Genomic DNA, 26,534 nt, shown 5'->3' on the forward strand with positions numbered 1-26,534 from the left:
CTGGCGCGGTTGTCGAGCGACTGGGCGGTGAAGAAGTTGGTGGGGTTGTCCAGAGCCGAGTTGACACTCTTGCCGGTGGCCAGACGATTCTGGGTGGTGGCGAGAAGATCGGCGGTGGACTGGAGGGAGAGCAGGTTCTGACGAACCGATGCGGAGAGAACGATACCGGACATTGGATGTTACCTTTCTGGTAAACGACGCTACTGTTACGCGTCCTGGGATCTTGATTGACCCAGCGACCGGCGGACGGTGGCTCCGAGAATCTAACGAAGCATGAAATGAAACCCGCGCTTTCGCTGAGTCGCGGCGTGATTCGGCTCGCCTACGCAGCGGCGGCGGGGCGCCGCCCGGCAATTTCATCATTGATATGATAGAGATTTTTCGTGGCGACGGTCGGGATTCAGAACTCGTTAACTAATGTTGAGGGAGTATTGCGCCCTGCACCGCCACAACATGCGCTTCGGTTACGAAAGCGTTGATGGAGAACAGGCAAATGGCCCTCAAGGTCGAGCTCAGGCCGCACGAACGCATCATTGTCGGCAACTGCGTCATCACCAACACCGACCAGCGCGCCCGCCTTCTGATCGACGGCGACAACGTGCCGATCCTACGTGAGCGCGACATCCTCACGCCCGAGACCGCCGATACCCCTGCCAAGCTCGTCTATCTCGCGGTCCAGCTCATGTACATCTCGCCGGACCCGCAGACCCAGCACGGCACCTATTTCAACCTGGTGCGCGACATCGTCACCGCCGTACCGAGCTCCTGGCCGATCATCGAGGGCATCAACAACAACATCCTGAACGGCGACCTCTACAGGGCGCTGAAGGATGCTCGCAAGCTGATCGCCTATGAAGAGAAGCTGCGTGACCAGTACAACGCTGCGCATCCCGAGGGCCACGTCAGCACGGCGGCCTGATCTTCGCAAAAAGTTCGCGCAAACGACAACGGCCCCGGATCATCTCCGGGGCCGTTGTCGTTTTCAGCCCATTACGAACACTCCGCCGCGAGCGGCGGCGCCTCGACCTCGATCAATCCGCCGGTCCGCTGCATGCCGAATTTGATCACGGCCGCCACCAGCGCGTCGATATCGCTCTTCGCAGTACGGTGATTGACGATCGCGGCGCGGATCGCGAACTTGCCGTCCAGAATCGTGCCCGACGGCGCGGCGATGCCGGATTCCTGGACATCGGCGACGACTTCGCGATTGACCGCGTCGTCGGCACGGTAGCGGAAGCAGACGATATTGAGATTGACCGGCGCCAGCAGCTCGAGCCGGGGCTCGGCGAGCACACGCGTCTCCAGATATCTTGCGAGCGCGCAGCTTCGCGCGATCACCTCGCCGAGCCGATCGGTGCCGAACGTCTTCAGCGTGAACCACGTCTTCAGCGCGCGGAAGCCGCGCGACAGATCCGGGCCGAGATCGCAAGGCCAGACAGCGCCGGCCGCAAGCCCCCTCGCCTCCCGGCTCAGATAGGCCGCCGGCTGCGCAAACGCCTGCCGATGACGTTCGCCGTCGCGCACCAGCAGAAAGCCGGCGTCGTAAGGCACCTGCCCCCATTTGTGGAAGTCGAGTGCGATCGAATCCGCAAGCGCGATGCCATCGAGCAATGGCGCGAGCTCGGGCGACAGGATCGCGAGCGCACCGAAGGCGCCGTCGACGTGAAACCAGATACCCTCATCGCGACACAACTCAGCGATCGCCCTGAGATCGTCGATCGCACCGATATCGACGGTGCCGGCCGACGCAGTGACCAGGAACGGCTTGAAACCGACGGCGCGGTCGATTGCGATCCGCGCGCGTAGCGCAGCGACATCGAGGCGATGATCGGCATCGACATCGATCTTGCGCAGCGCATCGGTGCCGAATCCGGCGATGTCCATGGCGCGGGAGATGCAGCCATGCGCAGCCTTCGACGCGTAGGCCGTAAGCAGCGCGCCGTCGCTGCCGATGCCGTGCTGCCGCGCCAGCGCGCCAAGCACATTCGTACGCGCCACCAGCACCGCCATCAGATTGGCCATCGACGTGCCGGTGACGAAGATCCCGCTCGCACCTTGCGGAAAGCCGAACAGGCCGCGCATCCACTCGACAATCTGGCGCTCGACCTCGATCGGCATGTGATCGCGTCCGCCGAGATTGGCATTGAGGCCAGCTGCAAGCATCTCCGCGAGCATGCCGACGGCGGTGCCGCCGCCATGCACCCAGCCCATGAAGCCGGGATGAACATTGCCGGTCGCGTAAGGCGCAACATGTTCGGAGAACTCGCGATAGACTTCAGCGAGACCGGTTGCCTCGCGCGGCACGTCTGTTCGAACAGCCGCGCGGACCTCGTCGGGGATCGGCTGCCAGACCGGCCGCGCGCGGACATTGGCAATGCCGTCGATCGCTTCGTCCAGCATGCGATGGGCAAGCGTGCGAAACGCGCTCCAGTCCTGCGGATCGAGCGATCCGCTGGTGCTGCCGGCTTTCTGATTCCGGATGACCTCGTTCATGCTGCGCTCCCGACGTCCGCCTGTGCGGCCGCCTTGGCATGCCGCGACAGCATCGCGGTGAATGCGGCAAAGATCTTGCGCATCTGCGGCGGCTTGTACGGAAACACGACCGGCGAATCCATGTTGTGCACGACGGCGGTGTTGTCCGCTTCGAACACCAACAGCTCGCCGTCTTGGTTCTCGGCGCAATCGACGATGAAATAATCGAGCCCGACACGCCGACTCATTTCGTCGAGCGCGCGTCTATGTCGCGCGGCGAAGGCGCGATCGAAGTCCTGCATGAAGATTGCTTCTTCAGCGCGCTTCTCTTCGTTGAACGCCATGTAGGCGTTGAGATACCAGATGTCCCAGCGATCGGCGATCGCCATGTGGCAGGCATAGGGCTTGCCGTCGACCATGGTGAGCCGGATCTTGCGATAGAAGCCGTCGGGGCTCGCGTAGTTGACGAAACGCGCCACGAAGAAGTCCTGCTCCCGCCGCTCCGCAAGATAGGCCGCGAGCGCAGCGGAATCATCGAGCTTGGCAAGTCCAACGCCGGCATGCGTACCGCGCGGCCGCGCAATCATCGGGAAGTGCAGTTCGTCTGTGATCTCCGTGCAGGCAATCCGGCCTTCCGCAAGAGCCGACAATTGTGCACGGGTCGCATGGGCGGTCACGGGAATGTCGAGACCGGGGATATCAGCGAGCAGCCGGAATAATTTGTCGCGATCGAGATTGCCGATCAGCTCGGGGCGATTGAGCAGCGGCCGCGGCCAGCGTGGCGCGGCCTTTTCGATCAGCGCAAGCGCTTCGCGACACTCCTCGGAGTCGGATGCGACCACGATGGCAACATCATGTTCAGGCAGTGTTTCCGGCAGCCCGGTTGCCTTGGTAACGTAGAGGGTCAGGAGCTCGATGTCGGAGCCTTCGAGCAGGAATTCGATCGGCGTGTTGCCGCCCATGTCGATGTCGGCAGCAAGCGCAAGCACGCGCAGGCCCGGCTTCGGCGCGGCAGTGGGCGTACGAAACAGCTGATGGAACGACAGCACCTCGGACTGGATCACGAGGCCGGCTTCCTTCTCTCCCATCAGCTGGGCGATCAGGGACAGATCGAGGCCCTCGCCGGCCTGCGCCGTCCCTTCGGCAATCCGCGCCAGCAGATGCTCGCGCAGCGGGTGCAGATCGACGCCCTCGAAGGCCTGGCGCGTCAAATGCGCAAAGCCGATACGGTCGGCATAATTCGGCGCGGCAAGCGGATGCAACATCTCACACCTATACGGGCTACGCCGGCACAGCGGCGGTACGGTCAAGCAGCAGCTCGATCTTCACCAGGACGTGGGCGATGCGATCGAGAATGTGCTGCACATTACGTTGCGCTTGCGCGCCGTCGAGCGACCAGGCGTCGGTGACGAGCCGCGCGCCGACACATAGCCGCAACGCGGCCCGCGGCGCGCCGTCCGGCTGCTCCAGCCGCACCGGCTGGCCGACGAGACAGCGTTGCGCCGCGACCTGCCGGTCCGCCGCGCTGCCGCCGATGTCATCGTTCATGTCGCGAGCAAGCGCGCGATGGACGGTGCTGGTATCCGAGATCGACACCGGCCTATTGTGGCGCAATAGGGTGAACGGAAAGATCGACCGCTGCATAAATTCTTCATCATCGGCATTAGTGGTGCCGACGGGTGACGGGACGGCGCGCAGTGGCGGAGACAGCGCAATCATGCTGTCGATGCCGGCTGCAAGCTCGGCCATCGCCTTCGCGCGGAACGGGCCGGGCACGGCGTAGTAGCTTCCGATCTCGGCCAGCGCCGCTTCCCAGCGCAGCCATTGGCCGAAATTCGGTCGGCGTTCGAAGCGCGAGCGTAGCGCCGTCCACGCCATCGGCCAGTCGCAGCGGCCGGCATAGTCGAAGAAATCAGGCGCAATCCCTTCAATCCGTTCGAGCGCACGCGACAGGCCCTTCGGCAGCAGCAACGCGCCACTGAAGGCGGGACCACCGAAGAACTTGGAACCCGTCATCAGCACCATGTAACCGCGATCGAGATAGGAGCGCAGTCGTCGTCGGCCGAGCCGCGCCTGGCAGGCATCGACGACGACCTGAACCTCGCGCGGCCAGCGCCGCGCGATCTCATCGAGACAAGCGGCACTCGGTGCACGCCAGCCGAGCTTTGACGAATCCATGATGTGCAACAGAACGCGCCGGCCTTGCGCGAGGCTGGCCTCGATTGCACGGATGACCTCTGCGTCCGCGTCGGAGCGCATCGCCATGCCAAAGGCCCGGTCAAGCAGCGGCACCGCGATCGTGTCGCCGGCAAGGCCTGCGATCGCAGCATCCTTGCGCACCGCAACACCGCTCGCCGTCACTGTGCTGAAATGGCGCCCGCGCGCGGTATGCGCCGTACCGCTACCGGTCTGGTCGGCACCGACCACGACCGTCACCGGCGGCGCGCCGAGCACCGCGTGGGCAAGGAACAGAGCGTGGAGCTGGGAATCCGTGCCCGAGGGCGAGAACACGACGTCGACGCGAGGCGGAAGCTGGAAGTGACCGCGCAGCTCCTCGCGCATGTCCTCGCAACGCCGGTCGAAGGCGATCTCGATCTCGTCGAACAGCGATTTGTGGACCAGTTCTTCGCGCGCCAGCGCGGCGCGGTCATAGGCGGGCTGCGAGATCGTCGACGCCGTCGAGGAGGCGAAATTCCAGATTTCGGGTTCAGGCGACGGCGCGCAGCCATAGGCGAGCAGCGTATCCAGCGGCGTGAACAGATCGCGCAGACGATAGCGCGAGCCGCCCTGGGATGCGCGCTCTAACGGGCGGGATGCGCCGATGCTCATCCCGACAGGCTCACGCCGCGTCGGCCGCCGCAGGGGCCGGCGCGAATTGCGAGGCGATGTCGCCGTGGAACACCGAGGGACCGACATGGTCGAGCGAGCTCTGGATGTCGGCCCAGATCTCGCCACCGATATCGGTCCAGCGTTTGCAGAAGGCGAAGTCCTCGGAGAGGTAAGTGCCGGTCGCCGGATCGATCATGCATTCGAACAGCGCGAACCGGTTCGGGCTCGCAGCCAGCGTGTCGTGCGAATGCTCGCGGAAGAATTGCAGATTGGCATAGTCCGGATGCCGGCACATCGCCTCCAGCGCCTGACGGCGGATCATCAGGAAGCCGGTGCCGGCATAGCGCACCCGGGTAAAGCCGTTGACGACCACAATGCGATCGGGGTCCTCGATCTCGAGTACGTAGTCGAGCGAGGCCGCCGTCACGTCGGTCCGGCCGGCCTGGATCGCCCTCCTCGCCTTGTCCCAGTTGACGCGCTTGATCGGATAGCAGCCGGCGACGACGTCCGCGCCGCATTCGATCAGCCGGAACACCTGCTCGGGCTTGAAGCCGATATCGGCGTCGATGAATAGAAAATGCGTGGCGTTCGGGTCGTCCAAGAACATCGCGACAAGATTGGCCCGTGCGCGCGTGATCAGCGCATCGCCGTCGCGCAAGTGCACCTTGAGGGCGAGATTGGACATGCCATGCACGGCGCGCTGGAGCGCGAAGATCGAGCTCGCGTAAATGCTCGACACCTGGCCGCCGAAGCAGGGCGTCGCGACCACCAATTGCATCTTGTCCGACATCGACGGCTCCGCCCGCTCAAATCCTCTCCAAGAGGTAAAGAGGCATGGTTAACGGCGCCTTAATGCGCCGTTACAGGTACTTGACCAGCGAGAGCTGCGCGAGGTTGGCGGTAGTCTGGTAGGACGCCTGCAGCGCGTTCTGGAGCGACAAGATCTCGCTCGCGACCTGGTCGGGCGATGCCGATTCCGCCTGATCGACGATGGTCTGGAGTTGCGCCTTGGCCTGGGTCTGGCGCGTGGAGGCGTCCTTCATCGTGTTCTGGGCCATCGCGATGTCGGTCTGGATATCCTCGATCTTCTGTTGCCCGGCCTGCGGCGTCAGCGCCTGCGTGGTGCGCAGGCTCAGCGCGGCCACTTGCGCGCCCGAGTACTGCCCGGTCGGCGAGGTCGAGAACGTGCCGAACACCGCGATCGCCTGCAACTGGCTGCGGATCGCGTTCTCGTCGGCCTGCGCGCCATATTGCACCGTGACGGAATCGTCGACCCGCGCCACCGCGGTCGAACGCGCGGAGCCCGGCCCGTCATTTCCAGTGTACCATTTCACTGTATTGGCCGAGCCATTCACCAGCGTCGTCGCCGAGCCGAGGGGCGAAGAGCCGACGCGCAGCGGAGCCTTTGCCGCCGTGACCGGGGAGGTCGTGAAGCCGAGCGCCGCGAACGCCGTACTGTTCGAGCTCGTGATGTTGAGGCTCCCGGGATCGTCCGTGTTGATCGTGATCACGCCGCCATGGATGGTCGACGGCTTCGTGGTGCCGGTGATCTGATCGATCTTGCCAAGCAGAGTTGTGACATTGTCGGTAATGTTGATCTGGTTTGGGCCGGTGGCGCCCGAGGCGACAAAAGTCAGCGTCTGACCATTCACCGTAATCGTATCGGGGCTAACGGCAGGTGGACCCGCCGACCCCGCCTGGAACGCCGTTGAAAGGACTTCCGGGCCGCCCGTGGTCGCCGTGCCGCTGAGCACCGTTGAACCGGTGATCGGAGGCGTCGACGACACGTTGCCGCCACGCGTCACGCTGCTGAGACCGAGCGCCGTGGCCGCCGCGCCGGCGGTGACCGTCACGTCGGTGCCGGTGCCGGTCGCGATCTGGATATTGCCGCTGGCGCTCAGAGTCACGTTGGCGGAGGGAACGCCGGCTGCCGTCGCGATCGCATTCAAGATATCAGACACCTTCGCGGCGCTGCCCGAAGCCAATCCGATCGTAGTATTGCCGCTGGCCGTCGTGACAGTGGTGACGGTCGGGTTGAAGGTGATCGTGTGGGCGCCGCTCGCGCCGGTGATGGTCAGGGTGGTACCGGTCGGAGCGTTGGCGAGCGCGTTGAGAGTGGTTCCGTTGAGATGGGGTGTCGCCGAAGGATCGAGCGACGTGGTCGCAGACGCAGGCGCCAATGCGCTGTCCTGCAACGCGACCGAGCCCGTCCCGGTCGTCGAGGTATAGGCCGAGATCAGATTGCCGGTGGCCGCCACATTCGCGGTGGCTGATCCCACCCTATTGAAGAAATTGTCGCCGGCGGCAACGGCCGACGCCGCCACCAGCGAGGTGTTGGCGAGCTTCGTGATCGCAGTGTTCAGCGCGGTGTTGAGGTTCGCCGAGGTGATGGCCGGGTTGGAGGGAACCGGTGGAATGATGTTGGGATTGCCGGGATCGATCGCAAAGCTGCCGACCGGCGTCGGTGTCGCAGTCGACGCGGTCAGGTTTATCTGCTCGGTCGAGCCGTCAGGCAGCGTGAACTGCACGCTGAGCTTGTCGCCATTGTTCGGATTGACGCCATTGAGATTGACCGAGAACGCCACCGGCGAGCCACTCGGGCCGGTCACGGTCGCACCCGTCAGCGTCGAGGACACCGCCGCGATCTTCAGGCCGAACGGCGACGTTGGCGAATCCTCCTGCACCTGTATCGCGCCTGATGGCAACGTCGACTGCACCAGCCGCCCCATACCGTTGGTGCCGAGGTCGGCGGCCTGGCGTTCGGCCATGACGGTCTTCAGGCCCGCCTGCGTGGTGGTGCCGTTGATGATGTCGCCGGCATCGGCCACCGATTGCGTGTTGTAGGCGGTGCCGGAGAACAGATAGCGGTTGCCCGACTGCGTGTTGAGGACGCCGACCATCGAGCCGAACTGGGCGGCGGCGGTGTTCTGCGCGATCGTCTGGCCGTTGACGTTGAGATCCTGCGAGGTGCCGGCGGAGCCGGTCTGCACCGTATTGCGGATCGTCGTCAGCGACTGCAGCGCGGTGTTGGCGAGGTTGATGTTGACGTTGACGTTGGTGATCGTGTCGGTATAGGCGGCGATATTCGAAAGCTGCGCGCGCGAGGCGATCGCAAAGCCTTCGTTGGTGCCCATGCCGGAATAGTTCTGCGACAGCTTGCCGGTCGAGAGCTGCGTCGACAGGTCGGTGAGCTGCTGGTTGATGTTGCGGATCTGCGCGCCGAGGACTGACGAGCCGTAATTAATGCTGCTGATCGACATGTTTCAGAGCCCTACTGATTACCCTTGAGCCTGGAGCAACGTGTTCATCATGCTCTGCACCACCGACATTACGTGCGCGTTGGCGGCATAGGCATTCTGAAGTTGGATCAGGTTCGACATCTCCGAGTCCAGGTTGACGCTGGAGGTCGAATTGAACTTGGCCTGCAGCGTCGAGACCACGACGCTCTGGCCCTGCTGGAGCTGGGTCGCCTGGGTCGAGGCGTTGGCCTGCACGCTCAGGAACTGCTGGAGGAAGTTCGAGACGCTGCCGGTGAACGGCTGGCTCGCTGAGCCGAGACCGGTCTGCGGCGAATAGGAATACACCGCAGTGGTGAGCTGCGAGTAGAGATAGTCCGAGCGCGTCGTGTCGCCCGTGGGCGTCACCGGCGAGGTGCTGTAGATCGACAGCCTGGTCGGGTCGGCGGTGAGCTGCGTGTTCACGGCGATGCGGCCGGCAAGGCCGGTCATCTGCGAGCCGGATCCCGTGATCGCGCCGGTGTAGAGTGCCTGGCCGCCATCGGTGAACAGCGGCAGCTGCGGGCCGCCCGAGGTCAGCGAGGAGACCGTCTTGCTGCTCGACGCCGCAGTGACCTTGGCGAGGCCGCTGTTGTCGTCGGTGACGCGCAGCGTCGTCGCCGTGGCGGGCGACGGCGCCGGGGAGAACGACAAATGCGAGCCCGGCAGCGCGGTATTGAGCGCCGCCGCGATCGCGCCCATGCCGCCTGAAAAATTTAGGCCGATCTGCACCGGATTGGCATTGGTGCCGTTCGGCAGCGGCAACGCCGTCGGATCGGTCACATTCACCAGCGTGACCTGGCGCTGGGTGTTGGTGGAGTCGATATAGGTGATGTTGACGGTGTTGCCCGGCTGCGCGCCGGCGAGATCGATGTCGAAGCCAGCGGGCGGACCGGAGACGGGGGTGCCCGCCGTGGTCTTGTCCGACATCGCGCTCGACATCGTCGCGGCGAGCTGGTCGACCTGGTTCTGCGCCTGAACCAGCGTCTGGTCGCGCAGCTTCAGATCGGCCGCGATCTGGCCGGAGGACACGACGTTGTTGCCGGCGACGTCTATGGACGAGCCGTTCGGCAGCTTGATGGTGAGCGCGCCAACGCCGGACTTGGTTGGATCGATGTTGTAGAGCGAAGTCGCACTCAGCGCGCCTGCGGACGCGAAGGAGAATTGCGAGGCGAGCCCCGCGCCGACCAGCTGGATGCCTGTCGTGGTGTAGATGTTGGCCTGGTTCGACCCGTCGGTGGTGACGCGGACGTCGACATATTTCGACAGGCTGTTGATGGCCTGGTCGCGCTGATCCATCAGGGTTGCCGCGGACGGATCCGTCGGCGCCAGGCCCTGCAGCTTGGTGTTGATGTCGGCGATCTGGTTCAATGCCGCGTTCGCAGCTTGCGACGAGGTGCCGAGATCCTGCTCGACGTTCGAGCGCAGCGACTGGATGCCCTTGGTGGTGAGGTTGAGCTGCGTCGCCAGCGCTTGCGCGGCGCCGAGCGCAACGCGCTGCGCCGACGAGGAGCCTGCGCTGGTGGAGAGCGCCTGCAGCGAAGAGGTGAAATCGTTCAGCGCGTTTTCGAGCGTGCCGCTGTTGCCGGGCGTGCCGTAGACACTCTGAAGCTGCTTCAGAATGTTGGCCATCTGGTCGGCATAACCGCTGCCGCCGGTCTCGGTGCGCAGCTGGTTCTGCACATAGCTGTCGATGTCGCGGCTGACGCCTGTCGTCTTGGCCGTCGAGCCGAAGTCACCGGTGGTGACTTCGATCTGGTTCGGCGTCTGGGCGACGTAACCCGGCGTCTGCGAATTTGCGACGTTCGACGAGACGATCGAGAGCGCAGCCTGGTTGGCACGCAGACCGCTCATCGCACTGGCAAGGGCTGAACTCAAACCCATGTTACTTGCCGCCTTTGGTTACGTTACGCGCCGGTCAGCGCAACACGTTGAGGAGATCCTGGACCATCGAATTCGCCGTCGTGATCACCTTGGTGTTGGCCGAATAGGCCTGCTGGGTCACGATCAGCTTGGTGAATTCGTCGGCGATGTCGGTGTTGGATCCCTCCAGCGACGAACCGCTGATGGTGCCCGAGGCGCCATCGATCGCAGGTCCGGACTGGTCGGTCGCAGCGTAGGCGCCCCCGTCAAGCGCCTTGAGGTAGTTGGTCCCGTTGAAATGCGACAGCGACACCTGGGCGAGGTCGAGGTTCTGGCCGTTGGAGAAGGTCCCGACCACGAGACCGTTGTTGTTGACGGCGACCGAGCGGAGCTGGCCGGCGGCGTAGCCGTTTTGCGTGATGGTGTTGATCGTCACCGCACCGCTGGTGCTGGCATATTGCGTCAGGCCGCCAGAGGAGATGTTGAAGGCGACCGAGCCGAGCGACTGACCGCCGACGCTGACGTTGTTGATGGTGATGCCGGAGCCACTCGGCGAGGTCAGCGAGCCGTCGGCAGCGAAGGTAAAGGCCTGCCCGGTGTTGACCCAGCCGACCGTCGTACCGGTCGCATTCGGGTCGGTCTGGTAGAACAGGTTCCAGCTATCGGAATGACCCGCGCCCAGCGACGCACTGTCGGTCTTGGCCCAGCGCAATTGCAGATTCACCGGCGTGCCGGCGGCATTGTAGGCGGTCACCGCGCCGCCGCTGATCGATTCCTTTGTGAAGGTGGCGATGTCGTTGCCGATCACGCCGCCGGTGCCGGCGGTGCCGCCACCGTCGCGGTTCTTGGTGATGGTCGAGGTGAAGCCGAGCGCGGCGAAGGCCGCGCTGTTGGAGCTCGACACCGACAGGTTCGAAACGGTGCCGGTGTTCAGCGTGATCACGCCACCGGCGCTGATCGATGATCCCGACGCACCGGAAAGAGCATCAATCTTGCCGAGCAGGGTCGTAATGTTGTCGGTGACGTTGATCTGGTTCGGGCCGGACGCGCCCGACGCCATGAAGGTCAGTGTCTGACCGTCGACCGTGATGGTGTCGTTCGCAGCAAACCCTGATGTGAGCACTTCGGCGCCGCCGGCCGTCGCGGCGCCGCTCAGCACAGTCGCGCCGGTGATAGCGGGAGAGGACAGCACGTTGCCGCCGCGCGTCACGGTGCTGAGGCCAAGCGCGGTGGCCGCCGTACCGCTGCCGACCGCCACGTCGGTGCCGGTACCCGTCGAGATCTGGATGTTGCCCGTGGCGTTCAGCGATGCTGTAACACCGGCGCCACCCGCGGTTTGAATCGCGGTAAGGATGCTCTGAACCGTCGCCGACGTGCCCGCGCCGAGACCGATCGTGGTGTTGCTGCCGGCCGTCGTGACGGTGGTGCCGCCGTTAAAGGTGATGGTGTTGCCGTTAATGGTCAGCGTCTGGCCGCTCAGCGCGGTGAGGATGCTGGAGGCGAGATGGGTGCCCACCGAGTTGTCGAGGGACGTGGAGGTCGAGGCCACCGCGGCTGAATTGTTCTGGAGCGCAACCGTGCCTGTCCCCGTCGTCGACGAGTAGGGCGAGCGGATATTGCCGGTTGCGGCTGCACCTGACACGGTCGCGCTGGTATAGGGCGCGGGCGGCGTGCCGACCGGCAACGGGTTGGCCTGGAAGTCCGACGGGTTCAGTCCTCCGGCCGCCAGTAGCGTGCCGGTCGCAGCAGTCGAGCTCGCCACCGTGTTCGGCACGGATGGCAGGTTCGCGGCGTACTGGATCGAGGTGGTGGCCTGAGCCGGGATGAAGTTGTTTTGGAATTTCAGGACGGTCGCAACGTTGCCCTGCGGGTTGCCGGTCTTCGGGTCGACCGTGACGCCCATCAAATAGTAGCCGGCGCCATTGACGAGGTTGCCGTTGGAATTGAGCTGGAAGTCGCCGCGCCTTGTGTAATAGGTGACGCCGCTGAACTGCGGCAAGTTGTCGACGACGCTGGTCGCCTTCTGGATCGAGAAGAAGCCGTCACCGGTGATCGCCATGTTGGTAGCGACGGTGGAGGACGAGATCGTGCCCTGGGTGGTGATGGTGGCCTTGGCATTGGCAGTCACGCCGCCCGCGACCTGCTTGCTCGGCACCGAGGCGTCGGGAATGAGATCGACGAAGCTGGTCCCGATGCCCTTGTAACCGGTGGTGGATGAGTTCGCGATATTGCCCGAGATGTTCTGAAGCGCGTAGGACTGCGCCTGCAGGCCACCCACCGAGGTGTTCATTGCATCGAAGATACCCATAACTTTGTCTCCAAATCCGATCTCGGCGGCCGGCAGACCCGTGGCCGCAGTCGGAGGAGACGCCGCAAGGCCTGTGCCAACGCGGGTATTCCCATGAAATCAATCACTTAAATAAATATGCCCCAGCCGATGGACCGGGGCATATTTGCCGGACCGGCAACAATTGCCGGGGAAACTCGTCAATAAGACCTCACGTCGCCGACGGTGTCGCCGGGTGGAAAACCAGCCCGAAACCGTCGATGCAATAGCGCAGGCCGGTCGGCTTCGGACCGTCGTCGAAGACGTGGCCGAGATGGCCGCCGCAGCGCCGGCAGTGCACCTCGGTGCGCACCATGCCGAAGGTGCGGTCCTCGGTCTTGCCGACATTGCCCTCGATCGGCTGGTAGAAGCTCGGCCAACCGGTGCCGCTCTCGAATTTGGTCTCGGACGTAAACAGCGGCAGGTCGCAGCCGGCGCAGGCGAAAGTGCCCTTGCGGTGCTCGTTCAGCAGCGGGCTCGAGCCCGGGCGCTCGGTGCCTTCCTTGCGCAAGATCTCATATTGCTGCGGCGTCAACTGCGCCCGCCACTCGGCGTCGGTCTTCTCGATCTCGAACTTTTGCGCGGCCTTCTCTCCGGCCTCGGCCGGCGTTGCTCTCAGCCAGCGGAAGGCCGAAAGGCCAAACAGGCCGGCGACAGTCGTTAGCAGGATGCGGCGGTCAAACATCTCATTCTCCGTGCGGGAGCTGTACGCCCTGAGATACGGGCTCTGACGGCCAATGTTACACGTCAAGGCCGAATTTTTCGCGCCCTTATTGCGGAACGCCTTGCACCTGCGAGGTCTCCGGGGCGGCAGGTTCCGCCTCCTCGGCCGCAGTTGGCTGTGGCGGCGGCGGGGCCATCCGCGGCCGAACCCCTGAGGGCGGACGGCGCGGACCGGTGCCGGCGGCCCGGTTGGCCTCGGCGAGGCGCGCCTCGCGTTCCCTGTCCTTCACCCGCGCCCGCTCGCGATAGCGGGCAAGCGTCCCCGCGGCCGCGGAACTCGCCCTGCCCCATAGGCCGACCAACTGGCCCGCAACCCGTCCCGTCGCGCCGCCGGCCCAGACCAGCTCGAACGGCAAGAACAGCTTCCAGCGCTCCTCACCCCACAGGATGCTGCGCGCAATCAGTTGTCCGGCCATGGCTGAGGTATTCATGCCCTGGCGGCCGAATCCGCTCGCCACCCACAGGCCTTTGCGCAGCTGGCCGATCTGCGGCATGCCGTGCACGGTCTGCCCGGTGGCGCCGCCGAACATGTCAGTAACCTCGACATTGCCGAGTTCGGGGAAGATCGAGCGGATGCGACGCTTGACGCTGCCCGCGAAGCGCTGCGGTCTCGCGGCCCAGGTGGTCTCGGGGCTCTCCCACATCAGGCGGTCGCCATCGACGATGCGGAAGTGATCGACGCCGTCGGAATCCATCACCGATCCCTTGAAGCCGATGATTTCGTGCACGCGCTCGCCGAGCGGCGCGGTGATGCCGGCATAGCGCCAGACCGGCAGCAACGTCTCCGACAGGCGCCGCAGGGGCGCGCCGAGATGAATGTTGCCGGCAAGCACGATGTGGGAGGCGCGCAGTCGCGCCGAGGGCGTGACGATGCGCTTGCGGATACCGGAATGGTCGATGCTGACGACTGGCGTGTCCTCGAAGATGCGCGCACCGGCGCGCCGTGCCAGCGCCGCAAGGCCATGCACATATTTGCGGCCGTCGACCTGGAACGCCTTGGGGTAGTAGACACCGTGGAAGTAACGATCGGTCTTGAGCGCTGCGCGCACGCGATCGACCTGCCAGCCTTCGACCTCGGTATCGAAATCCTCGTACAGCATCTGGAGGCGGCTGATCAGCCGGTCGCCGGCATCGACGTTGGAGACCTCGAGCACGCCCTCGGTGAGGCCGATATCAGGCATGTTCTCTTCGGTCGCGTTGGCCCGTACGAGCTCCGCGCCCTCCTTCGAGAGCGCCCACAATTCGCTGGTATCCTCGAAGCCGATGCGCTCGATCAGCTCGGTGAGCGGCAACGCAAAGCCCGGCATCACGGTGCCGAGCTGGTTGCCGGAGGCGTTCCAGCCGATATGACGGCCCTCGAGCACCGCGACGCTGGCCCCGAGCCGTGCCGCCTCGAGTGCAATGGAAAGGCCGGCAAGCCCTGCCCCGATCACGCAAATATCAGCGTCAAGATCGAAGGACAGCCGAGCGCGCTCGCGAAAGCCGGCTTCTTCCTGGGACGCGCTTGTGAAAGTCTCGCTCATAGCGTTTCTTAGAGCATGATCCGGAAAAGTGCGCAGCGGTTTTCCGATAAGATCATGCTCAAAATAATAAGCTGATACCAATCGGGCGCTTGTCACCTTGTCCTCAATGGGCCGCCTGTAGATTATTCTGAACGTGGAACGATTCGAGAATGCCATGCGCCGTTTGATGCTGCTGCGTCACGCCAAGACCGAGACCGACGCGCCAAGCGGCCGCGACCAGGACCGCCGGCTCGACCATCGCGGTCAGCGGGATGCCGCCGAGATGGGCGACTGGATGGCCGCCCATCCGCCCGTCCCCGAGACCGTGCTGGTGTCGCATGCCGTCCGTGCCAGACAGACCTGGGACATCGCCTGGGAAGCGATGAAAGACCGCGTCGCAGCGCCTAAGGTCGAGATCCTGCCGGAACTCTACGGCGCCGATCCCGCGCAGATTCTCGAAACCATTCGCACTGCAACGATCCCGGCCAATCCCAAGCAGCTCCTGCTGGTCGGGCACAATCCCGGCATGCATGAGGCGGCCCTGATGCTGACGGGCGGCGGCGACCAGGCCAGTGCCAAGGCACTCGCCGACAATCTGCCCACGGCGGGGCTTGCGGTCCTTGACTTTGATGTCAAGGATTGGGGGGACGTGGCCTACCGCCGCGGCAAACTGGTGCTGTTCGTCAGCCCCAAATTGCTTCGACTGGGATGATCGCGCGACGTACCGGGACAACGTGCTGACCGGAAGATTTGGAGGCGCAGATGTTCAAGTCCATTCTCGTGCCCATCGACCTCGCCGACACCGATCTAGCAAAGCCAGCGATCGCAACCGCGACGACGCTGTCGCAGAACTGGAGCGGATCGGTCCGGCTGCTCAACGTGCTGCCGATGACGCCAGTGATGCTGGCCGAATATGTCCCGGCCGACTTCGACGAACAGCAGCGCCAGACCTCTGAAGAGGCGCTCGCCATCGTCGCCCGCGAGTCGGGCATCGACGCCTCCCACATCTCCAGCGTGGTCCGCCAGGGCGGCATCTATCACGAGATCCTGGAGGAAGCCGCGCAGATGAAGGCCGACCTGATCGTCATGACCTCGCACCGGCCGGCGATGCGCACGTATTTCCTCGGCTCCAATGCCGGGCACGTGGTGCGTTATGCCAAATGCTCCGTACTGGTGGTGAGGCACTGAAACAGGAACAATGGCGTGAAGCAATTCTGGCGGAGGTGGACCTACGAGGTCCCGCTAGCAATCGGCGATGCGCTGTGGGAGGTGCTGGTCGTGCAACTCGCCGCGCTGCTCGACAGGCTGACGGTGCGCAAGGTCATCGCCTTCATCCCCGTCGTCATCCTCATCGCCGCCTACTATCACAGCATCCCGATTCCGCCGGAGCTGATGCTGGTCGGCGACTTCCTAGCCTATATCGACATCTTCTCGGTGCTGTTCCTGCTCGGCGTGCTGAGCCGCATCACGACGATCATGTTCGTCGTCAAACAGGCGGCGGCGCGCATCGCGGCGCTCGCGGACAGTACCGTTTCACGAGTAAAGCGCTTCGATATCAGGCATGGGCGCCAGCGTAGCACTCCGATGCGTCCGCGTCGTAAGCCTAGTGCATCTGAGGAAGATCGAGCTTATGGAGTGTGGGGTCAGATCGCGCTCGCCTGATTGCAGCGATGCGGGGTCAAAGCTCTCACCAAGCCGTCATTGCGAACGCAGCGCTTGTTCGGCGGTACGCTGCAGAGCCGGGGCCCATGCATCAGCGTATCAGCTTCTGGGTCCCGGCTCTGCGCCGCAACGCCAAGGGCGTTGCAGCGCGTCCGGGACACAGAAGAGCAAGCTCACAGATACCGCGTCAGCTCGGTCTTGAACTGACCGTAGACGGCGTCTTCGATCTGGCTGCGGTTGATGCCGATGTCGCGCAGGGCGCGGTCGTCGAGATCGTTCAGCGTCTTGATGGCGGAGCGGCGCTCCAGGCGATCGAACAGGGCGTAGGCGGCGTTGACGAGCGTGGCAAGAAATCCGCTCGACGAGGATGGGCGTAAAGACCGCCCGGCAGTTTGCGAGATCGTGGTCATGTTTCTTCTCCGGCCTTATATCCCGCGCGGCGAAGCAGGTGCCGTTGGCGCAAACGCTGGAAGCGCTTGCACCTCATCTTACCGTCGGATTGCTCTCGCTCACCTCGGTTCAATCGCGGAACTTGATGGAACTTAAATGCTCCAGTACATTGCTCGGAGCAAGAAAAACATTGCTCTCGGTGCAATAATGTCCAAGTTCGAGTACGTGAAGCTTGCGGATGCCATTGCCGCAGATATCTCTAAAGGCACGTTAAAGCCCGGCGACCGGCTGCCGCCACAGCGCAATTTTGCCTATGACCGTGGCATTGCGGTCTCGACTGCCAGCCGGGTTTATACGGAGCTGCTGCGCCGTGGTCTCGTGGTCGGCGAGGTCGGCCGCGGCACCTTCATCTCCGGCGACATCAGACGCGAGGTCGAAACCATCGCCGAGCCGCGCGACGCCCGCATCGATTTCGAGGTCAATTATCCGCTGCTGCCGCAGCAATGGGCGATGATCGCCAAGAGCCTCGCGGGGCTCGAGCGCGTCGATGCGCTGGAAGCCGTGCTGCGCTCGTCGACCAGCACGGGCACCAAGAGTTCGCGCGTTGCTGCGGCCACCTATCTCGCGCGCAAGGATTTTACGCCGCAGGCCGAGCAGATTGTGTTCACCGCCAACGGCAAGCAATCGCTCGCCGCTGCGCTTGCAGCGCTCGTGCCGACCGGCGGCCGTTGCGGCGTCGAGGCGCTCACCTATCCCTACGTCAAGAGCATCGCCGCGCGGCTCGGCATCACGCTGGTGCCGATCCCGATGGACGAATTCGGCGCGCGCCCCGATGCGATCCAGAAGGCACACCGCGAAGCGCATCTGTCGGCGCTGTATCTCCAGCCCATCATCCAGAATCCGCTCGGCGTCACCATGAACGCGACACGGCGCGCCGACATCATGCGCGTCGCCGAGAAGCTTGATCTCACCATCATCGAGGACACCGTTTACGGCTTCCTCGCCGACGACACGCCCCTTGCAGCGCTCGGACCGGACCGCTGCATCGTGCTCGACAGCCTCTCCAAGAAGGTCGCACCCGGTCTCGCGCTCGGCATCCTCGTCGCGCCGCCGCACTTGCGCGAAAGCCTGATGGGCGCGGTGCGCACCGGCGGCTGGATCGCCTCAGGCCACGCACTCGCAGCAGGACAACGGTTGATGGCCGACGGCACCGTCGCCGAGCTGACGCGGCTGAAGCGGATCGATGCCGCGCGGCGCCAGCAGACCGCGGCACGGCTGCTCGCCGGCTATCAACTCTCGGCCGATCCACGTTCCTATCATCTCTGGCTGACGCTGCCGCCGCATTGGCGCTCGCAGACCTTCGTTGCCGCGGCGGCCCGGCGCGGCATCGCGCTGACGCCGTCCTCGACCTTCGCAGTCGCGCATGGCCATGCCCCGAACGCGGTGCGGCTTGCGCTTGCCCCACCCTCGTTCGAGCAGCTCGATTCCGGCCTGCGCACCATCGTGTCGCTGCTCGGCACCAAGGAGGAAGATTTCGACTCGACCGAGTAGCCCTCTCAGGGCTCCGGCCATTCCGCGATAAAACCCTTCGCCTTGTAGGGCTCGATCTTGTCCCATTCATGCAGGACACGACGTCGAAACTCGGCATCGGTATGCCAGAGCGCGCGCGACGTCGCAAAGCTATCGACAGTGAGCAGCAGCTTCGTCACCTCGGGCCAGTGTCGGTGCAATGTCATCGGATAGCGCCGCGCCGTCCAGGTGTTGCCGAGACAGATTACGCTGCGGATGTCGCGCAGTCCCAGCGCCGCATCGATGACGGGGAGCGAGAAGATCACGTTCTCGCCGGTGTTCATCGCGCGGTGCTCCTCCAGGATCCGGTCCGCCGGAATGCCCGCAGCGACCATCGCCGCCTTGATGATCGTGCACTCGGATTGCTCCGAGCCCGGCGTCACGCCGCCGCTGACAATCGACCAGCGGTAGAGGCCCTCGCGCCAGAGCCGCGCGGCCGTCTCGACGCGCAGCGCAACGTCCTCACGGGTGCCGAACAGAAACAGCAGATCGGCCGGCCGGAGCGGCGTATCGATCAGATGGGTGCGGTTGATCTCGGCGATCTCGTCCGCCGTCGGCACGCGCGTGCTGCGATTCATTGATGTCATCGTGGCAGGATGCGAGGCCGACGCGCGGCTGCGAAGTCAATTTTGATTGCGGCTGATTGCAAGCGCTACGGCAGCAAGCCGGCCGGCAACCGATCGAAACTGTAGCTGCGCGGCTGATTGCGCCGGACGAAGCCGCCCACCTGCCAGGCGAACAGCGCCGCAAAGCCAAGGATGAACAATATGCCGGCGAGTTCGCCTGTTATCAGCGCGCGGATAAGAAGCCCGGCCATCGCCACGGCCAGCGCCGCCAGGAAGGCCAGCACTGCAGCATAGGTCTTGCGGCCGAGGCCGGCGGTCAGCTCCGCCCGGCTGCCGGCCTTCGCCATCCGCGCGTGCAGCGCGACGACGAAGTCGCGGAAGCCATCGTCCTGCGGCGCCATCAGCGCCGCGGTCTGCCAGCTTGTCGACAGGATCGCGATGCGGCCGCCCTTGACGTGGCTGAGATCGGCGCGAAAGCGGTGCTGCTGCATCGAGACCGGTCGGAACGACAGCCTGATTGCGCTGATCTCGTCATAGCGCCAAAGGCCGGCGCGACCGGCAATGTGCCAGGACAATCCCTCCTCAGTCAGCTCGAAGCGATGCGCCGAGCCGATCAGCGACGCCTTGTAGGCATAGCTGACGACCGGTCCGCCCTGCCCGTCCATATCCTGCATCACTCGATCCCGTCTGCGATGCGCTTGCGCGATCGCCCTTCCCCATCCTACAAGCGAGCCATGGCTGAGACGATCTATTTTCCGCGCCGCCTGATTCTCGGGGCCGCTGCGATCGCCGGCGTGCTGCTCGCGCTCGCGGTGCACATGCTGGGTGCGCGCTACGGGCTCGACCTCGGCGGCCTCTGGCGTTCCGACACGCACGAGTTCATGCCGACCGGTGCTGCGATCGCCTGGTGGCTGATTGCATCAGTCGGATTCTCCGGTGGTTATTTCACGGCGACGTTGATGCAGAGCGCGGTCTCCGGCCAGATCCCGCAGCGGATGCGCCAGTTCCTGATCGTGGTCGGCGTGCTCCTGCTCGCGGGCGCCGGGCAAGCGGCCTCGGCGCCGAGCCCGCTTCCGACCGTTTCCGGTGTGCTCGCTGGCCTCGCGGCGCTGTGCCTCGGTGCCGTCATGGCTTTCTGCGGCGCGCATTTCGCGCTGCGCGGCGGCAAGTCCAATTAAGCCGAAGCCCGCAGCCGGGGCCGATCCAGCATCATCGCCACCTCGCAGGCGGGCCGCGGCTGGCTGAACAGATAGCCCTGCGCCTGGGTGCATCCCTCGCGCCTGAGCAGTTCGAGCTGCGCGTCGTTTTCAACGCCCTCCGCCGTGGTGACGATGCCGAGGCTGCGTCCAAGGCCGGTGACGGCGCGAATGATCGCCACGGAATCCTCGCGCGTGGCAAGCTCCGACACGAAGGAGCGGTCGATCTTGATCTTGTCGAAGGGGAAGCTGCGTAAGTAGCTCAGCGAGGAATAGCCGGTGCCGAAATCGTCGAGCGAAATCCGCACACCCATGGCGCGCAAATCGTGCAGCGTGGTCAGCGTCGCCTCGCTGTTCTGGAGCAGCACGGATTCGGTGATCTCGAGCTCGAGGCGACGCGCCGCGAGCCCTGAATTCCTCAGCGCTTCCGTCACTGAGGCAATCAGACTTGGATTCTTGAACTGGACCGGCGACAGATTGACGGCGACGCCGACATCGTCCGGCCACGTCGCGGCATCCGCGCAGGCGCGGCGCAGTACGAGCTCGCCGAGCTGGACGATGAGACCGGTCTCCTCCGCGAGGGGAATGAAGTTGATGGGCGAGATCAGGCCGCGCTCCGGATGATTCCAGCGCAAGAGCGCCTCGAAGGCGACAACGCGATCGCTGGCGACGTCACGGATCGGCTGATAATACGGCTGGAACTCATCGCGCTGTAGCGCCGCGCGCATATCCATTTCCAGCAGGCGCCGGGCCTGCGCGCGCGCATCCATGCCGGTTTCGAAGAAACGATAGGTGCCGCGGCCGTCGGCCTTGGCGCGATACAGCGCCAAATCCGCGTTTTTCAGCAGCTCGTCCGGACTGCTGCCGTCCTGCGGCGACAACGAGATGCCGATCGAAACGCCGATCACGATTTGATGGTCCTCGATCTCGTAGGGCGCGGAGACCACCTCGACGATGCGTCTTGCAAGTGCCCGCGCGGCAGCCTCCTCCGCGCGACCGATCTGGACCACGGCGAACTCGTCGCCGCCGAGGCGGGCCACGGTGTCGTGCTCGCCGACCGTCGCCTTCAGCCTTTGGCCGACCTGCTTCAGCAGCGCATCGCCAATGGGATGGCCGAGCGAATCGTTGATGTCCTTGAAGTGATCGAGGTCGAGGCAGAACACCGCGAGCTGGTCGTCCGCGGCCGCCCGGCGCAGCCCCTGCTCGAGCTGCTCGTGGAACAGCACGCGGTTCGGCAGATTGGTCAGCGCGTCATGACGCGCCATGTGCGAGATCTTGGCCTGCGCGTCCAGCCATTCGGTGATGTCCTCGAAGGTGGCGACCCAACCGCCGCCCTGCATCGGCTGGTTGACGACACGGATCGAGCGATCGAACCGGCGAACCACATCCGTCGTTGTGCGTCCCTCCCGGGCATCCTCGACGAGGCGCGCGAAGAATTGTTCGGCATCGCCGTTCCACTGGCCCTTCGCCGCCTCCTCGCGGAGGATATCGAGCAGGACGCGGCCGGTGAGCTGAATGTCGGAGCGGCGGAGCATCGCCGCGTAACGCTCGTTGAACAGGATAATCTTGCCTTCGGCATCGAACATGCACAGTCCCTGCGACATGTTCTCGAGCGCGGTGTCGAGCAGGATCTGCTGGCGGCCGATCTCGCCCTTGGCGCGACGGTCGAGCACGGCGGCCGTGAGCGCGATAGCGATGATAGCAACGGCTGCGCTGGCGGTCAGGATGGACAACGACGCCGGCGGAATCGAAAGACCGCCGATCGCAAGCGTCGGATCTGGCGTCAACTGCAATGCGCCCATCGCGGTGAAATGGTGTGAGACGATGGCAACCGTCAGCAAGGTCGTTGCGGCAAGCGCGTTGGATAGGCTGTCGTCTCGACCTGCCACGTACAGGGCGCAAGATCCAAAGACGATGCCGAGCAGGATGGATACCGTCACCGTTCCCGCGGCCCAACCGACATGGGCAGGAATCTCGAACGCCATCATGCCGGTGTAATGCATCGCCGCCACGCCGCCGCCCACGACAGCGCCGCCAAGCGCGACCAGAGCTCCGCGCCTCGTCGAAACCGAAATACTGAGACCGATGAAGGTGACCGCAATCGCAAAGATCAGCGAGAGGATCGTCACGGGGATGTTGTAGGCGCCACCGGCGCCGGGCCCGTAGGCCTGCATCGCGATGAAATGGGTTGCCCAGATGCCGCAACCGGCCACAACGGCGTCGAGCGTTATCCAGACGAGGCGAGCACCGCCATTCGCCGCACGTGCCCGATGAAAAAGACTGATTGCCGCCGCGCTTGCCAGCAGACACACGGCGCCGCCGAGTGCGACCAGACGCCAATCATGCTGGTCCGTAAGACAAAACAGAACTTGATACATTGCCGGCCCCTATTCCATCGGGCAGTACAGCCGGCAGAGGTGGACAGTCGGTAACCGGCTATGCGCCGGTTGCCGCAATGGTGAACAGAGAATGTGTGCGGCCGCTCACATATCTCGCGCCCGCGCGGTGACGCCAAGGCCGATCACGCCGGCGGCCAGCAGCAGCACCGCCGCCGATATGATTAGCGATTGGTGAAGGCCGCTCATGAACGCGCGATCGGACGCCACCAGCGAGCCGAATAGCGCGACGCCAAGGACGCTGCCGGTTTGCCGTGTCGCGTTGAGGACGCCCGCAGCGATACCCGAGCGCGCCTTCTCGACGCTGCCGAGCATGGTCGAGGTCAGCGGTGGGACCAGGAGGCCAAGCCCGCTGCTGATCGCGATCATCTGCGCAAAGATCGCGGGATAGCTCGTCCCGGCCTCGATCCAGACGAGGCCAAGACAGCCGAGCGCAGAGATGCAGGCGCCGGCCACGATGATCGGGCACGGGCCGATACGCTCGGCCAGGCGCGGCGCCAGCAGATTGACCGGCAGCACCGCTCCCATCATCGGCACGAAGGCGAGCCCGGTCCACCACGCGGACAGGCCGTTGATGCGCTGGAAGTAGAGGCTCAGCACGAAGATCAGGCCGTAGATTGCGACGTTGACAAGCAGGCCGACGATCGTGGTCAGGGTAAACAGCCGATGACTGAACAACGAGAGCGGCAGCATCGGCTGCTCGGTGCTGGCCTCGCGCCAGACGAACAACGCCGCGAGGATGGCGGAAGTCACGAAGGCGGCGATCACCGCCGGATGATCCCATCCGAGCGCGCCAGCTTCGATGATCGCACCAGCGAGCGCACCCAGCGCCCCGATCGCGGCAAGCTGGCCGGGTAGATCGATCTCGCGTGAGCGCGCCCGCGTGGTCTCGGTCGCATAGCGCCAGCTCAGCCACAGGCCTGCGACGCCGATCGGCAGATTGACAAGGAAGATCGCACGCCAGCCGACCAGCGTGATCAGCGCACCGCCGACGAAGGGGCCAGCGGTCAGCGCCAGGCTCGCGCCTGCCGCCCAGACCGCGACAGCACGGCCGCGCGCACGATCGTCCGGATAGGCGTGATTGAGAAGCGCCAGCGAATTCGGCACCAGGATCGCCGCCGCCAGTCCCTGCACCAGCCGCGCGCCGATCAACACGATCGCGTTGGGAGACAGCGCACAGGCCAGCGAGGCCGCAGTGAAGATCGCGAATCCCGCTATGAAGATGCGCTTGGCGCCGATGCGATCGCCGAGTGCACCGGCCGTCAGGATGAAGGCGGCAAAAGCGATGGTGTAGGCGCTGACCACCCATTGCAGCTCCGCGACGCCGCCGCCGAGTGTCTTGCCCATGGCGTCGAGCGCAGTGTTGACGATGGTGACGTCGAGCTGCACGACGCCATAGCCGAGGCTCATCGCGGCCAGCGTCAGCGACGTTGCAAGGCGCGGTGCGTTGCGCGGCGCGCCGCTCGCGAAGGTCTCATATTTGATGGTATTTGCTCGCATGCTGCCACCTCGATTGCGGCCCCATGCGACATATATGCCGCTCTCCCGCTGGCATGCTTCGGCAATGATCGAATGATGGGTACCCGAAATGCAAGCGCCGCGTGGGGGAACCGCGCGGCGCTCTTTGGAGACCGGTCAGGCTTAGCTCGCCGCCCTCAGGTTCACCTTGCTCTCGGCCAGCGTCGTCAGCTTTTTGTCGGTTGCCTTCTCTTCCTCGAGCGTCTTGGCAAGCACGGCCGCACAGTCACTGCGGCCGAGCTGCTTGGCCCAAGCGATCAGACTGCCATAGCGGACGATCTCGTAATGTTCGGCGGCCTGTGCCGCGTTGATCAGGGCTGCATCGAGCACCGCCTTGTCGGCGACCTCGCCCGCAGTTTCCTCGGCCTCTTCGATGATACCGTCGATGGCCGGGCAATCGACTGCCTTCACCGCGACGCCGTGCATCTTGAACACTTCCTCGAGCCGCGTGACGTGCTGCCTGGTTTCTTCAAGGTGCGTCAAAAAGCCCTGCTTCAGCTGCGGATCGGTGGCCTTATCTGCCATTTTCGGCAGGGCTTTGGTGAGTTGCTGCTCGGCGTAATAGATGTCCTGCAGCTGATGCACGAACAGGTCGTTCATGGTCTTGATGTCTTTGGTGAACAGTCCCATCGTTCCAATCCTCGAGAAGTCTTTGGGAACACGACGGCACCGGCTTGGACAAAAGCCGCGATTTCGCCGTGTTCGATTGCTGATGGAGCGCTAACCGGTGCGCAGCGTCGTCGTTCCAAAAAACTCTCGCCTCGCTTGCGCCGGAACAATGCTTGCCAGCGCGGGATTTGGGACCATTTGCAAATACGGGGGCGCAGTCGAAGCTTCACCCTCGACTCATATGCTTAACGCGCCGTCCATGTGAACCACGTATGACAAAACGGCCGGTCCGGCGCAGAACCTGTCGTTGTCAAGGGCTGCACAAGTCGGTGTTTTTGCCTTAAATGAGCTAGATCATGCCTAGCGATCGCCCCTCATTTCGGGCAGTGATCGCAACCGACCGGCCAATGTCTGGCCCGGTCGGTCTTGCCCCCCGCCGGGAGGATGAATGCACGGACTGCTGCCCGCGCTGAAACGCGGCTTCAAGAGATGGATCGGCTGGCGACGGCTCGGAGTTGCCGCGAGCGTGATGATCATCGCCTTCGCGGTGACCACGCTCGTGCGGACCCTCAAGGGCATCGATACCGGCGTCATCCTGACCGCATTGGCCGATATTCCCCGCGGACATATCGGGCTCGCCGCGATCTGCGTGTTCTTCGCGTTCTGTACGCTGACCTTCTATGACTTTTTTGCACTGCGAACGATTGGCAAGAAACACGTGCCGTATCGCATCGCAGCGCTGTCCAGCTTTACGTCCTATTCGATCGGCCACAACATCGGTGCCACGGTATTTACCGGCGGCGCGATCCGCTTCCGGATCTATTCGGATTACGGGCTGAACGCGATCGACGTCGCCAAGATCTGCTTCCTCTCCGGCCTGACCTTCTGGCTCGGTAACATCTTCGTGCTGTCGATCGGCATGGCCATCCATCCGGATGCGGCGTCCTACATGGATCAGCTGCCATCGTCGATCAACCGGCTGATTGCGTTTGGCGGCCTCGCCTCGATCGCCGCCTATCTGGTCTGGCTCAGCATGGGCGAGAAACGCCGCGAGCTGGGCCAGAAGGGCTGGAAGGTGGTGCTGCCGTCGGCGCCGCTGACGCTGGTACAGATCCTGATCGGCGTGGTCGATCTCGGCTTCTGTGCCTTCGCGATGTATCTGCTGATTCCGGCCGAACCGCCGATCGACTTCCTGTCGCTCGCGGTGGTGTTCATCCTGGCGACGCTGCTGGGCTTCGCCAGCCACGCACCCGGCTCGATCGGCGTGTTCGACGCCGCCATGCTGGTGGCGCTGCCCGAATTCGGCCGCGAACAACTGCTCGCGACCCTGCTGGTCTTCCGTATCCTCTATTTCGTGATCCCGTTTGGTCTGGCCATTTCCATTATGGGCACAAGAGAGCTCTGGATGAACGTGGTCCGGCCCTGGCAGGAACGGCGGCGGCTGGCGGAAGCTTGCGCGCAGGCCAACCTGCCCAAGGAGGTGACGCCGATGGAGCGCGAACGGTTGGTGCGCCAGGCCAGCAAGCGGTAAGGTCGGCCTGCGGCCGCGCCGGAAGCCCGCAAAGAGCGGCAAGCAGAAGGTTGCAGGCCGGGGAGCTATGCTCTCTTATTTCCGCCTCAACTTTGCCGTTGAAGACG

The 26,534-nt window shown here is 64.4% G+C and carries 22 protein-coding genes and 1 pseudogene; 7 read left to right on the plus strand and 16 right to left on the minus strand.

Features of this window, described 5'->3' with window-relative positions; all coding sequences use genetic code 11:
* A pseudogene (locus L6637_RS32935) lies at positions 1–173 on the minus strand (flagellin); the annotation flags it as partial.
* Between the two features lie 320 nt (positions 174–493).
* On the opposite strand from L6637_RS32935, the gene flbT reads away from it, so the two are divergent.
* The gene (flbT, locus tag L6637_RS32940; RefSeq protein ID WP_237864948.1) at positions 494–919 is read left to right on the plus strand and encodes a flagellar biosynthesis repressor FlbT; all 426 of its coding nucleotides are present in this window, start codon (positions 494–496) and stop codon (positions 917–919) included.
* Between the two features lie 71 nt (positions 920–990).
* Here the strand turns inward: flbT and L6637_RS32945 are convergent, their stop codons facing one another.
* The 9 genes from L6637_RS32945 to L6637_RS32985 all read right to left on the minus strand — a co-directional run bounded on the left by L6637_RS32945 (position 991) and on the right by L6637_RS32985 (position 15,011).
* On the minus strand, positions 991–2,493 hold the full coding sequence (locus tag L6637_RS32945) for a pyridoxal phosphate-dependent decarboxylase family protein (RefSeq protein ID WP_237873176.1): 1,503 nt from the start codon (positions 2,491–2,493) through the stop codon (positions 991–993).
* Complete coding sequence (locus L6637_RS32950) at positions 2,490–3,737, minus strand: ATP-grasp domain-containing protein (RefSeq protein WP_237864950.1); 1,248 nt, start codon at positions 3,735–3,737, stop codon at positions 2,490–2,492. Before L6637_RS32950 ends, L6637_RS32945 begins: the two co-directional genes overlap by 4 nt.
* Positions 3,738–3,753: 16 nt before the next feature.
* Positions 3,754–5,301 carry a hypothetical protein gene (locus L6637_RS32955; RefSeq protein ID WP_237873177.1) on the minus strand — a complete coding sequence of 516 codons (1,548 nt, stop codon included), beginning with the start codon at positions 5,299–5,301 and terminating at the stop codon, positions 3,754–3,756.
* Positions 5,302–5,311: 10 nt separating this feature from the next.
* Positions 5,312–6,091 carry a hypothetical protein gene (locus L6637_RS32960; protein ID WP_237873178.1) on the minus strand — a complete coding sequence of 260 codons (780 nt, stop codon included), beginning with the start codon at positions 6,089–6,091 and terminating at the stop codon, positions 5,312–5,314.
* Between the two features lie 70 nt (positions 6,092–6,161).
* The gene (locus L6637_RS32965; protein ID WP_237873179.1) at positions 6,162–8,561 is read right to left on the minus strand and encodes a beta strand repeat-containing protein; all 2,400 of its coding nucleotides are present in this window, start codon (positions 8,559–8,561) and stop codon (positions 6,162–6,164) included.
* Between the two features lie 18 nt (positions 8,562–8,579).
* Positions 8,580–10,460, minus strand: a complete 1,881-nt coding sequence (gene flgK, locus L6637_RS32970) for a flagellar hook-associated protein FlgK (RefSeq protein ID WP_237864954.1) — start codon at positions 10,458–10,460, stop codon at positions 8,580–8,582.
* Positions 10,461–10,494: 34 nt separating this feature from the next.
* Positions 10,495–12,747, minus strand: a complete 2,253-nt coding sequence (locus L6637_RS32975) for a flagellar hook-basal body complex protein (RefSeq protein ID WP_237864955.1) — start codon at positions 12,745–12,747, stop codon at positions 10,495–10,497.
* 190 nt (positions 12,748–12,937) lie between these two features.
* Positions 12,938–13,450 (minus strand): peptide-methionine (R)-S-oxide reductase MsrB, encoded by a 513-nt coding sequence (gene msrB / locus L6637_RS32980; RefSeq protein ID WP_237864956.1) that lies wholly within the window; start codon positions 13,448–13,450, stop codon positions 12,938–12,940.
* A gap of 85 nt (positions 13,451–13,535) precedes the next feature.
* A complete protein-coding gene (locus L6637_RS32985) occupies positions 13,536–15,011 on the minus strand; it encodes an NAD(P)/FAD-dependent oxidoreductase (protein ID WP_237873180.1) in 1,476 nt (491 codons plus the stop codon).
* Positions 15,012–15,165: 154 nt separating this feature from the next.
* Between L6637_RS32985 and L6637_RS32990 the strand changes: the two genes are divergently transcribed.
* The 3 genes from L6637_RS32990 to L6637_RS33000 are packed head-to-tail and all read left to right on the plus strand — an operon-like array spanning position 15,166 to position 16,652.
* Positions 15,166–15,702 (plus strand): SixA phosphatase family protein, encoded by a 537-nt coding sequence (locus L6637_RS32990; RefSeq protein WP_237864958.1) that lies wholly within the window; start codon positions 15,166–15,168, stop codon positions 15,700–15,702.
* A gap of 50 nt (positions 15,703–15,752) precedes the next feature.
* Positions 15,753–16,178: a universal stress protein gene (locus tag L6637_RS32995; RefSeq protein ID WP_237864959.1), complete on the plus strand. Its 426-nt coding sequence runs from the start codon at positions 15,753–15,755 to the stop codon at positions 16,176–16,178.
* 15 nt (positions 16,179–16,193) lie between these two features.
* Positions 16,194–16,652: a hypothetical protein gene (locus L6637_RS33000; RefSeq protein ID WP_237864960.1), complete on the plus strand. Its 459-nt coding sequence runs from the start codon at positions 16,194–16,196 to the stop codon at positions 16,650–16,652.
* Between the two features lie 173 nt (positions 16,653–16,825).
* On the opposite strand, the gene L6637_RS33005 is transcribed toward L6637_RS33000, so the two are convergent.
* A complete protein-coding gene (locus tag L6637_RS33005; RefSeq protein ID WP_237873181.1) occupies positions 16,826–17,062 on the minus strand; it encodes a DUF1127 domain-containing protein in 237 nt (78 codons plus the stop codon).
* A gap of 187 nt (positions 17,063–17,249) precedes the next feature.
* Between L6637_RS33005 and L6637_RS33010 the strand changes: the two genes are divergently transcribed.
* The gene (locus L6637_RS33010; RefSeq protein WP_237873182.1) at positions 17,250–18,593 is read left to right on the plus strand and encodes an aminotransferase-like domain-containing protein; all 1,344 of its coding nucleotides are present in this window, start codon (positions 17,250–17,252) and stop codon (positions 18,591–18,593) included.
* Between the two features lie 5 nt (positions 18,594–18,598).
* On the opposite strand, the gene L6637_RS33015 is transcribed toward L6637_RS33010, so the two are convergent.
* Positions 18,599–19,198 carry a YdcF family protein gene (locus L6637_RS33015; RefSeq protein WP_237873184.1) on the minus strand — a complete coding sequence of 200 codons (600 nt, stop codon included), beginning with the start codon at positions 19,196–19,198 and terminating at the stop codon, positions 18,599–18,601.
* 65 nt (positions 19,199–19,263) lie between these two features.
* Positions 19,264–19,851, minus strand: a complete 588-nt coding sequence (locus L6637_RS33020) for a hypothetical protein (protein WP_237873185.1) — start codon at positions 19,849–19,851, stop codon at positions 19,264–19,266.
* 60 nt (positions 19,852–19,911) lie between these two features.
* Between L6637_RS33020 and L6637_RS33025 the strand changes: the two genes are divergently transcribed.
* Positions 19,912–20,355, plus strand: a complete 444-nt coding sequence (locus L6637_RS33025; protein WP_237864965.1) for a hypothetical protein — start codon at positions 19,912–19,914, stop codon at positions 20,353–20,355.
* Here L6637_RS33025 and L6637_RS33030 read toward each other — a convergent pair.
* The 3 genes from L6637_RS33030 to L6637_RS33040 all read right to left on the minus strand — a co-directional run bounded on the left by L6637_RS33030 (position 20,352) and on the right by L6637_RS33040 (position 24,917).
* Positions 20,352–22,751 carry a bifunctional diguanylate cyclase/phosphodiesterase gene (locus tag L6637_RS33030; protein ID WP_237873187.1) on the minus strand — a complete coding sequence of 800 codons (2,400 nt, stop codon included), beginning with the start codon at positions 22,749–22,751 and terminating at the stop codon, positions 20,352–20,354. The two genes, L6637_RS33025 and L6637_RS33030, sit on opposite strands and share 4 nt — an antisense overlap.
* Positions 22,752–22,856: 105 nt before the next feature.
* Positions 22,857–24,269 (minus strand): MFS transporter, encoded by a 1,413-nt coding sequence (locus L6637_RS33035; RefSeq protein WP_237864967.1) that lies wholly within the window; start codon positions 24,267–24,269, stop codon positions 22,857–22,859.
* Between the two features lie 141 nt (positions 24,270–24,410).
* Positions 24,411–24,917 (minus strand): YciE/YciF ferroxidase family protein, encoded by a 507-nt coding sequence (locus L6637_RS33040; protein WP_237864968.1) that lies wholly within the window; start codon positions 24,915–24,917, stop codon positions 24,411–24,413.
* A gap of 427 nt (positions 24,918–25,344) precedes the next feature.
* Here L6637_RS33040 and L6637_RS33045 point away from each other — a divergent pair, with 427 nt between their 5' ends.
* The gene (locus L6637_RS33045; protein WP_237873189.1) at positions 25,345–26,427 is read left to right on the plus strand and encodes a lysylphosphatidylglycerol synthase transmembrane domain-containing protein; all 1,083 of its coding nucleotides are present in this window, start codon (positions 25,345–25,347) and stop codon (positions 26,425–26,427) included.
* The last annotated feature ends 107 nt before the right edge of the window (positions 26,428–26,534 follow it).

The organism is Bradyrhizobium zhengyangense (assembly GCF_022012435.1).
GTDB classification, from domain to species: domain Bacteria; phylum Pseudomonadota; class Alphaproteobacteria; order Rhizobiales; family Xanthobacteraceae; genus Bradyrhizobium; species Bradyrhizobium zhengyangense.

What these genes read in the sequence shown, in the direction of transcription:
- flbT (WP_237864948.1), top strand. Translation starts at nt 494, where the DNA reads ATGGCCCTCAAGGTCGAGCTCAGGCCGCACGAACGCATCATTGTCGGC.
- L6637_RS32945 (WP_237873176.1), bottom strand. Translation starts at nt 2,493, where the DNA reads ATGAACGAGGTCATCCGGAATCAGAAAGCCGGCAGCACCAGCGGATCG.
- L6637_RS32950 (WP_237864950.1), bottom strand. Translation starts at nt 3,737, where the DNA reads ATGTTGCATCCGCTTGCCGCGCCGAATTATGCCGACCGTATCGGCTTT.
- L6637_RS32955 (WP_237873177.1), bottom strand. Translation starts at nt 5,301, where the DNA reads ATGAGCATCGGCGCATCCCGCCCGTTAGAGCGCGCATCCCAGGGCGGC.
- L6637_RS32960 (WP_237873178.1), bottom strand. Translation starts at nt 6,091, where the DNA reads ATGTCGGACAAGATGCAATTGGTGGTCGCGACGCCCTGCTTCGGCGGC.
- L6637_RS32965 (WP_237873179.1), bottom strand. Translation starts at nt 8,561, where the DNA reads ATGTCGATCAGCAGCATTAATTACGGCTCGTCAGTCCTCGGCGCGCAG.
- flgK (WP_237864954.1), bottom strand. Translation starts at nt 10,460, where the DNA reads ATGGGTTTGAGTTCAGCCCTTGCCAGTGCGATGAGCGGTCTGCGTGCC.
- L6637_RS32975 (WP_237864955.1), bottom strand. Translation starts at nt 12,747, where the DNA reads ATGGGTATCTTCGATGCAATGAACACCTCGGTGGGTGGCCTGCAGGCG.
- msrB (WP_237864956.1), bottom strand. Translation starts at nt 13,450, where the DNA reads ATGTTTGACCGCCGCATCCTGCTAACGACTGTCGCCGGCCTGTTTGGC.
- L6637_RS32985 (WP_237873180.1), bottom strand. Translation starts at nt 15,011, where the DNA reads ATGAGCGAGACTTTCACAAGCGCGTCCCAGGAAGAAGCCGGCTTTCGC.
- L6637_RS32990 (WP_237864958.1), top strand. Translation starts at nt 15,166, where the DNA reads ATGCGCCGTTTGATGCTGCTGCGTCACGCCAAGACCGAGACCGACGCG.
- L6637_RS32995 (WP_237864959.1), top strand. Translation starts at nt 15,753, where the DNA reads ATGTTCAAGTCCATTCTCGTGCCCATCGACCTCGCCGACACCGATCTA.
- L6637_RS33005 (WP_237873181.1), bottom strand. Translation starts at nt 17,062, where the DNA reads ATGACCACGATCTCGCAAACTGCCGGGCGGTCTTTACGCCCATCCTCG.
- L6637_RS33010 (WP_237873182.1), top strand. Translation starts at nt 17,250, where the DNA reads ATGTCCAAGTTCGAGTACGTGAAGCTTGCGGATGCCATTGCCGCAGAT.
- L6637_RS33015 (WP_237873184.1), bottom strand. Translation starts at nt 19,198, where the DNA reads ATGACATCAATGAATCGCAGCACGCGCGTGCCGACGGCGGACGAGATC.
- L6637_RS33020 (WP_237873185.1), bottom strand. Translation starts at nt 19,851, where the DNA reads ATGCAGGATATGGACGGGCAGGGCGGACCGGTCGTCAGCTATGCCTAC.
- L6637_RS33025 (WP_237864965.1), top strand. Translation starts at nt 19,912, where the DNA reads ATGGCTGAGACGATCTATTTTCCGCGCCGCCTGATTCTCGGGGCCGCT.
- L6637_RS33030 (WP_237873187.1), bottom strand. Translation starts at nt 22,751, where the DNA reads ATGTATCAAGTTCTGTTTTGTCTTACGGACCAGCATGATTGGCGTCTG.
- L6637_RS33035 (WP_237864967.1), bottom strand. Translation starts at nt 24,269, where the DNA reads ATGCGAGCAAATACCATCAAATATGAGACCTTCGCGAGCGGCGCGCCG.
- L6637_RS33040 (WP_237864968.1), bottom strand. Translation starts at nt 24,917, where the DNA reads ATGGGACTGTTCACCAAAGACATCAAGACCATGAACGACCTGTTCGTG.
- L6637_RS33045 (WP_237873189.1), top strand. Translation starts at nt 25,345, where the DNA reads ATGCACGGACTGCTGCCCGCGCTGAAACGCGGCTTCAAGAGATGGATC.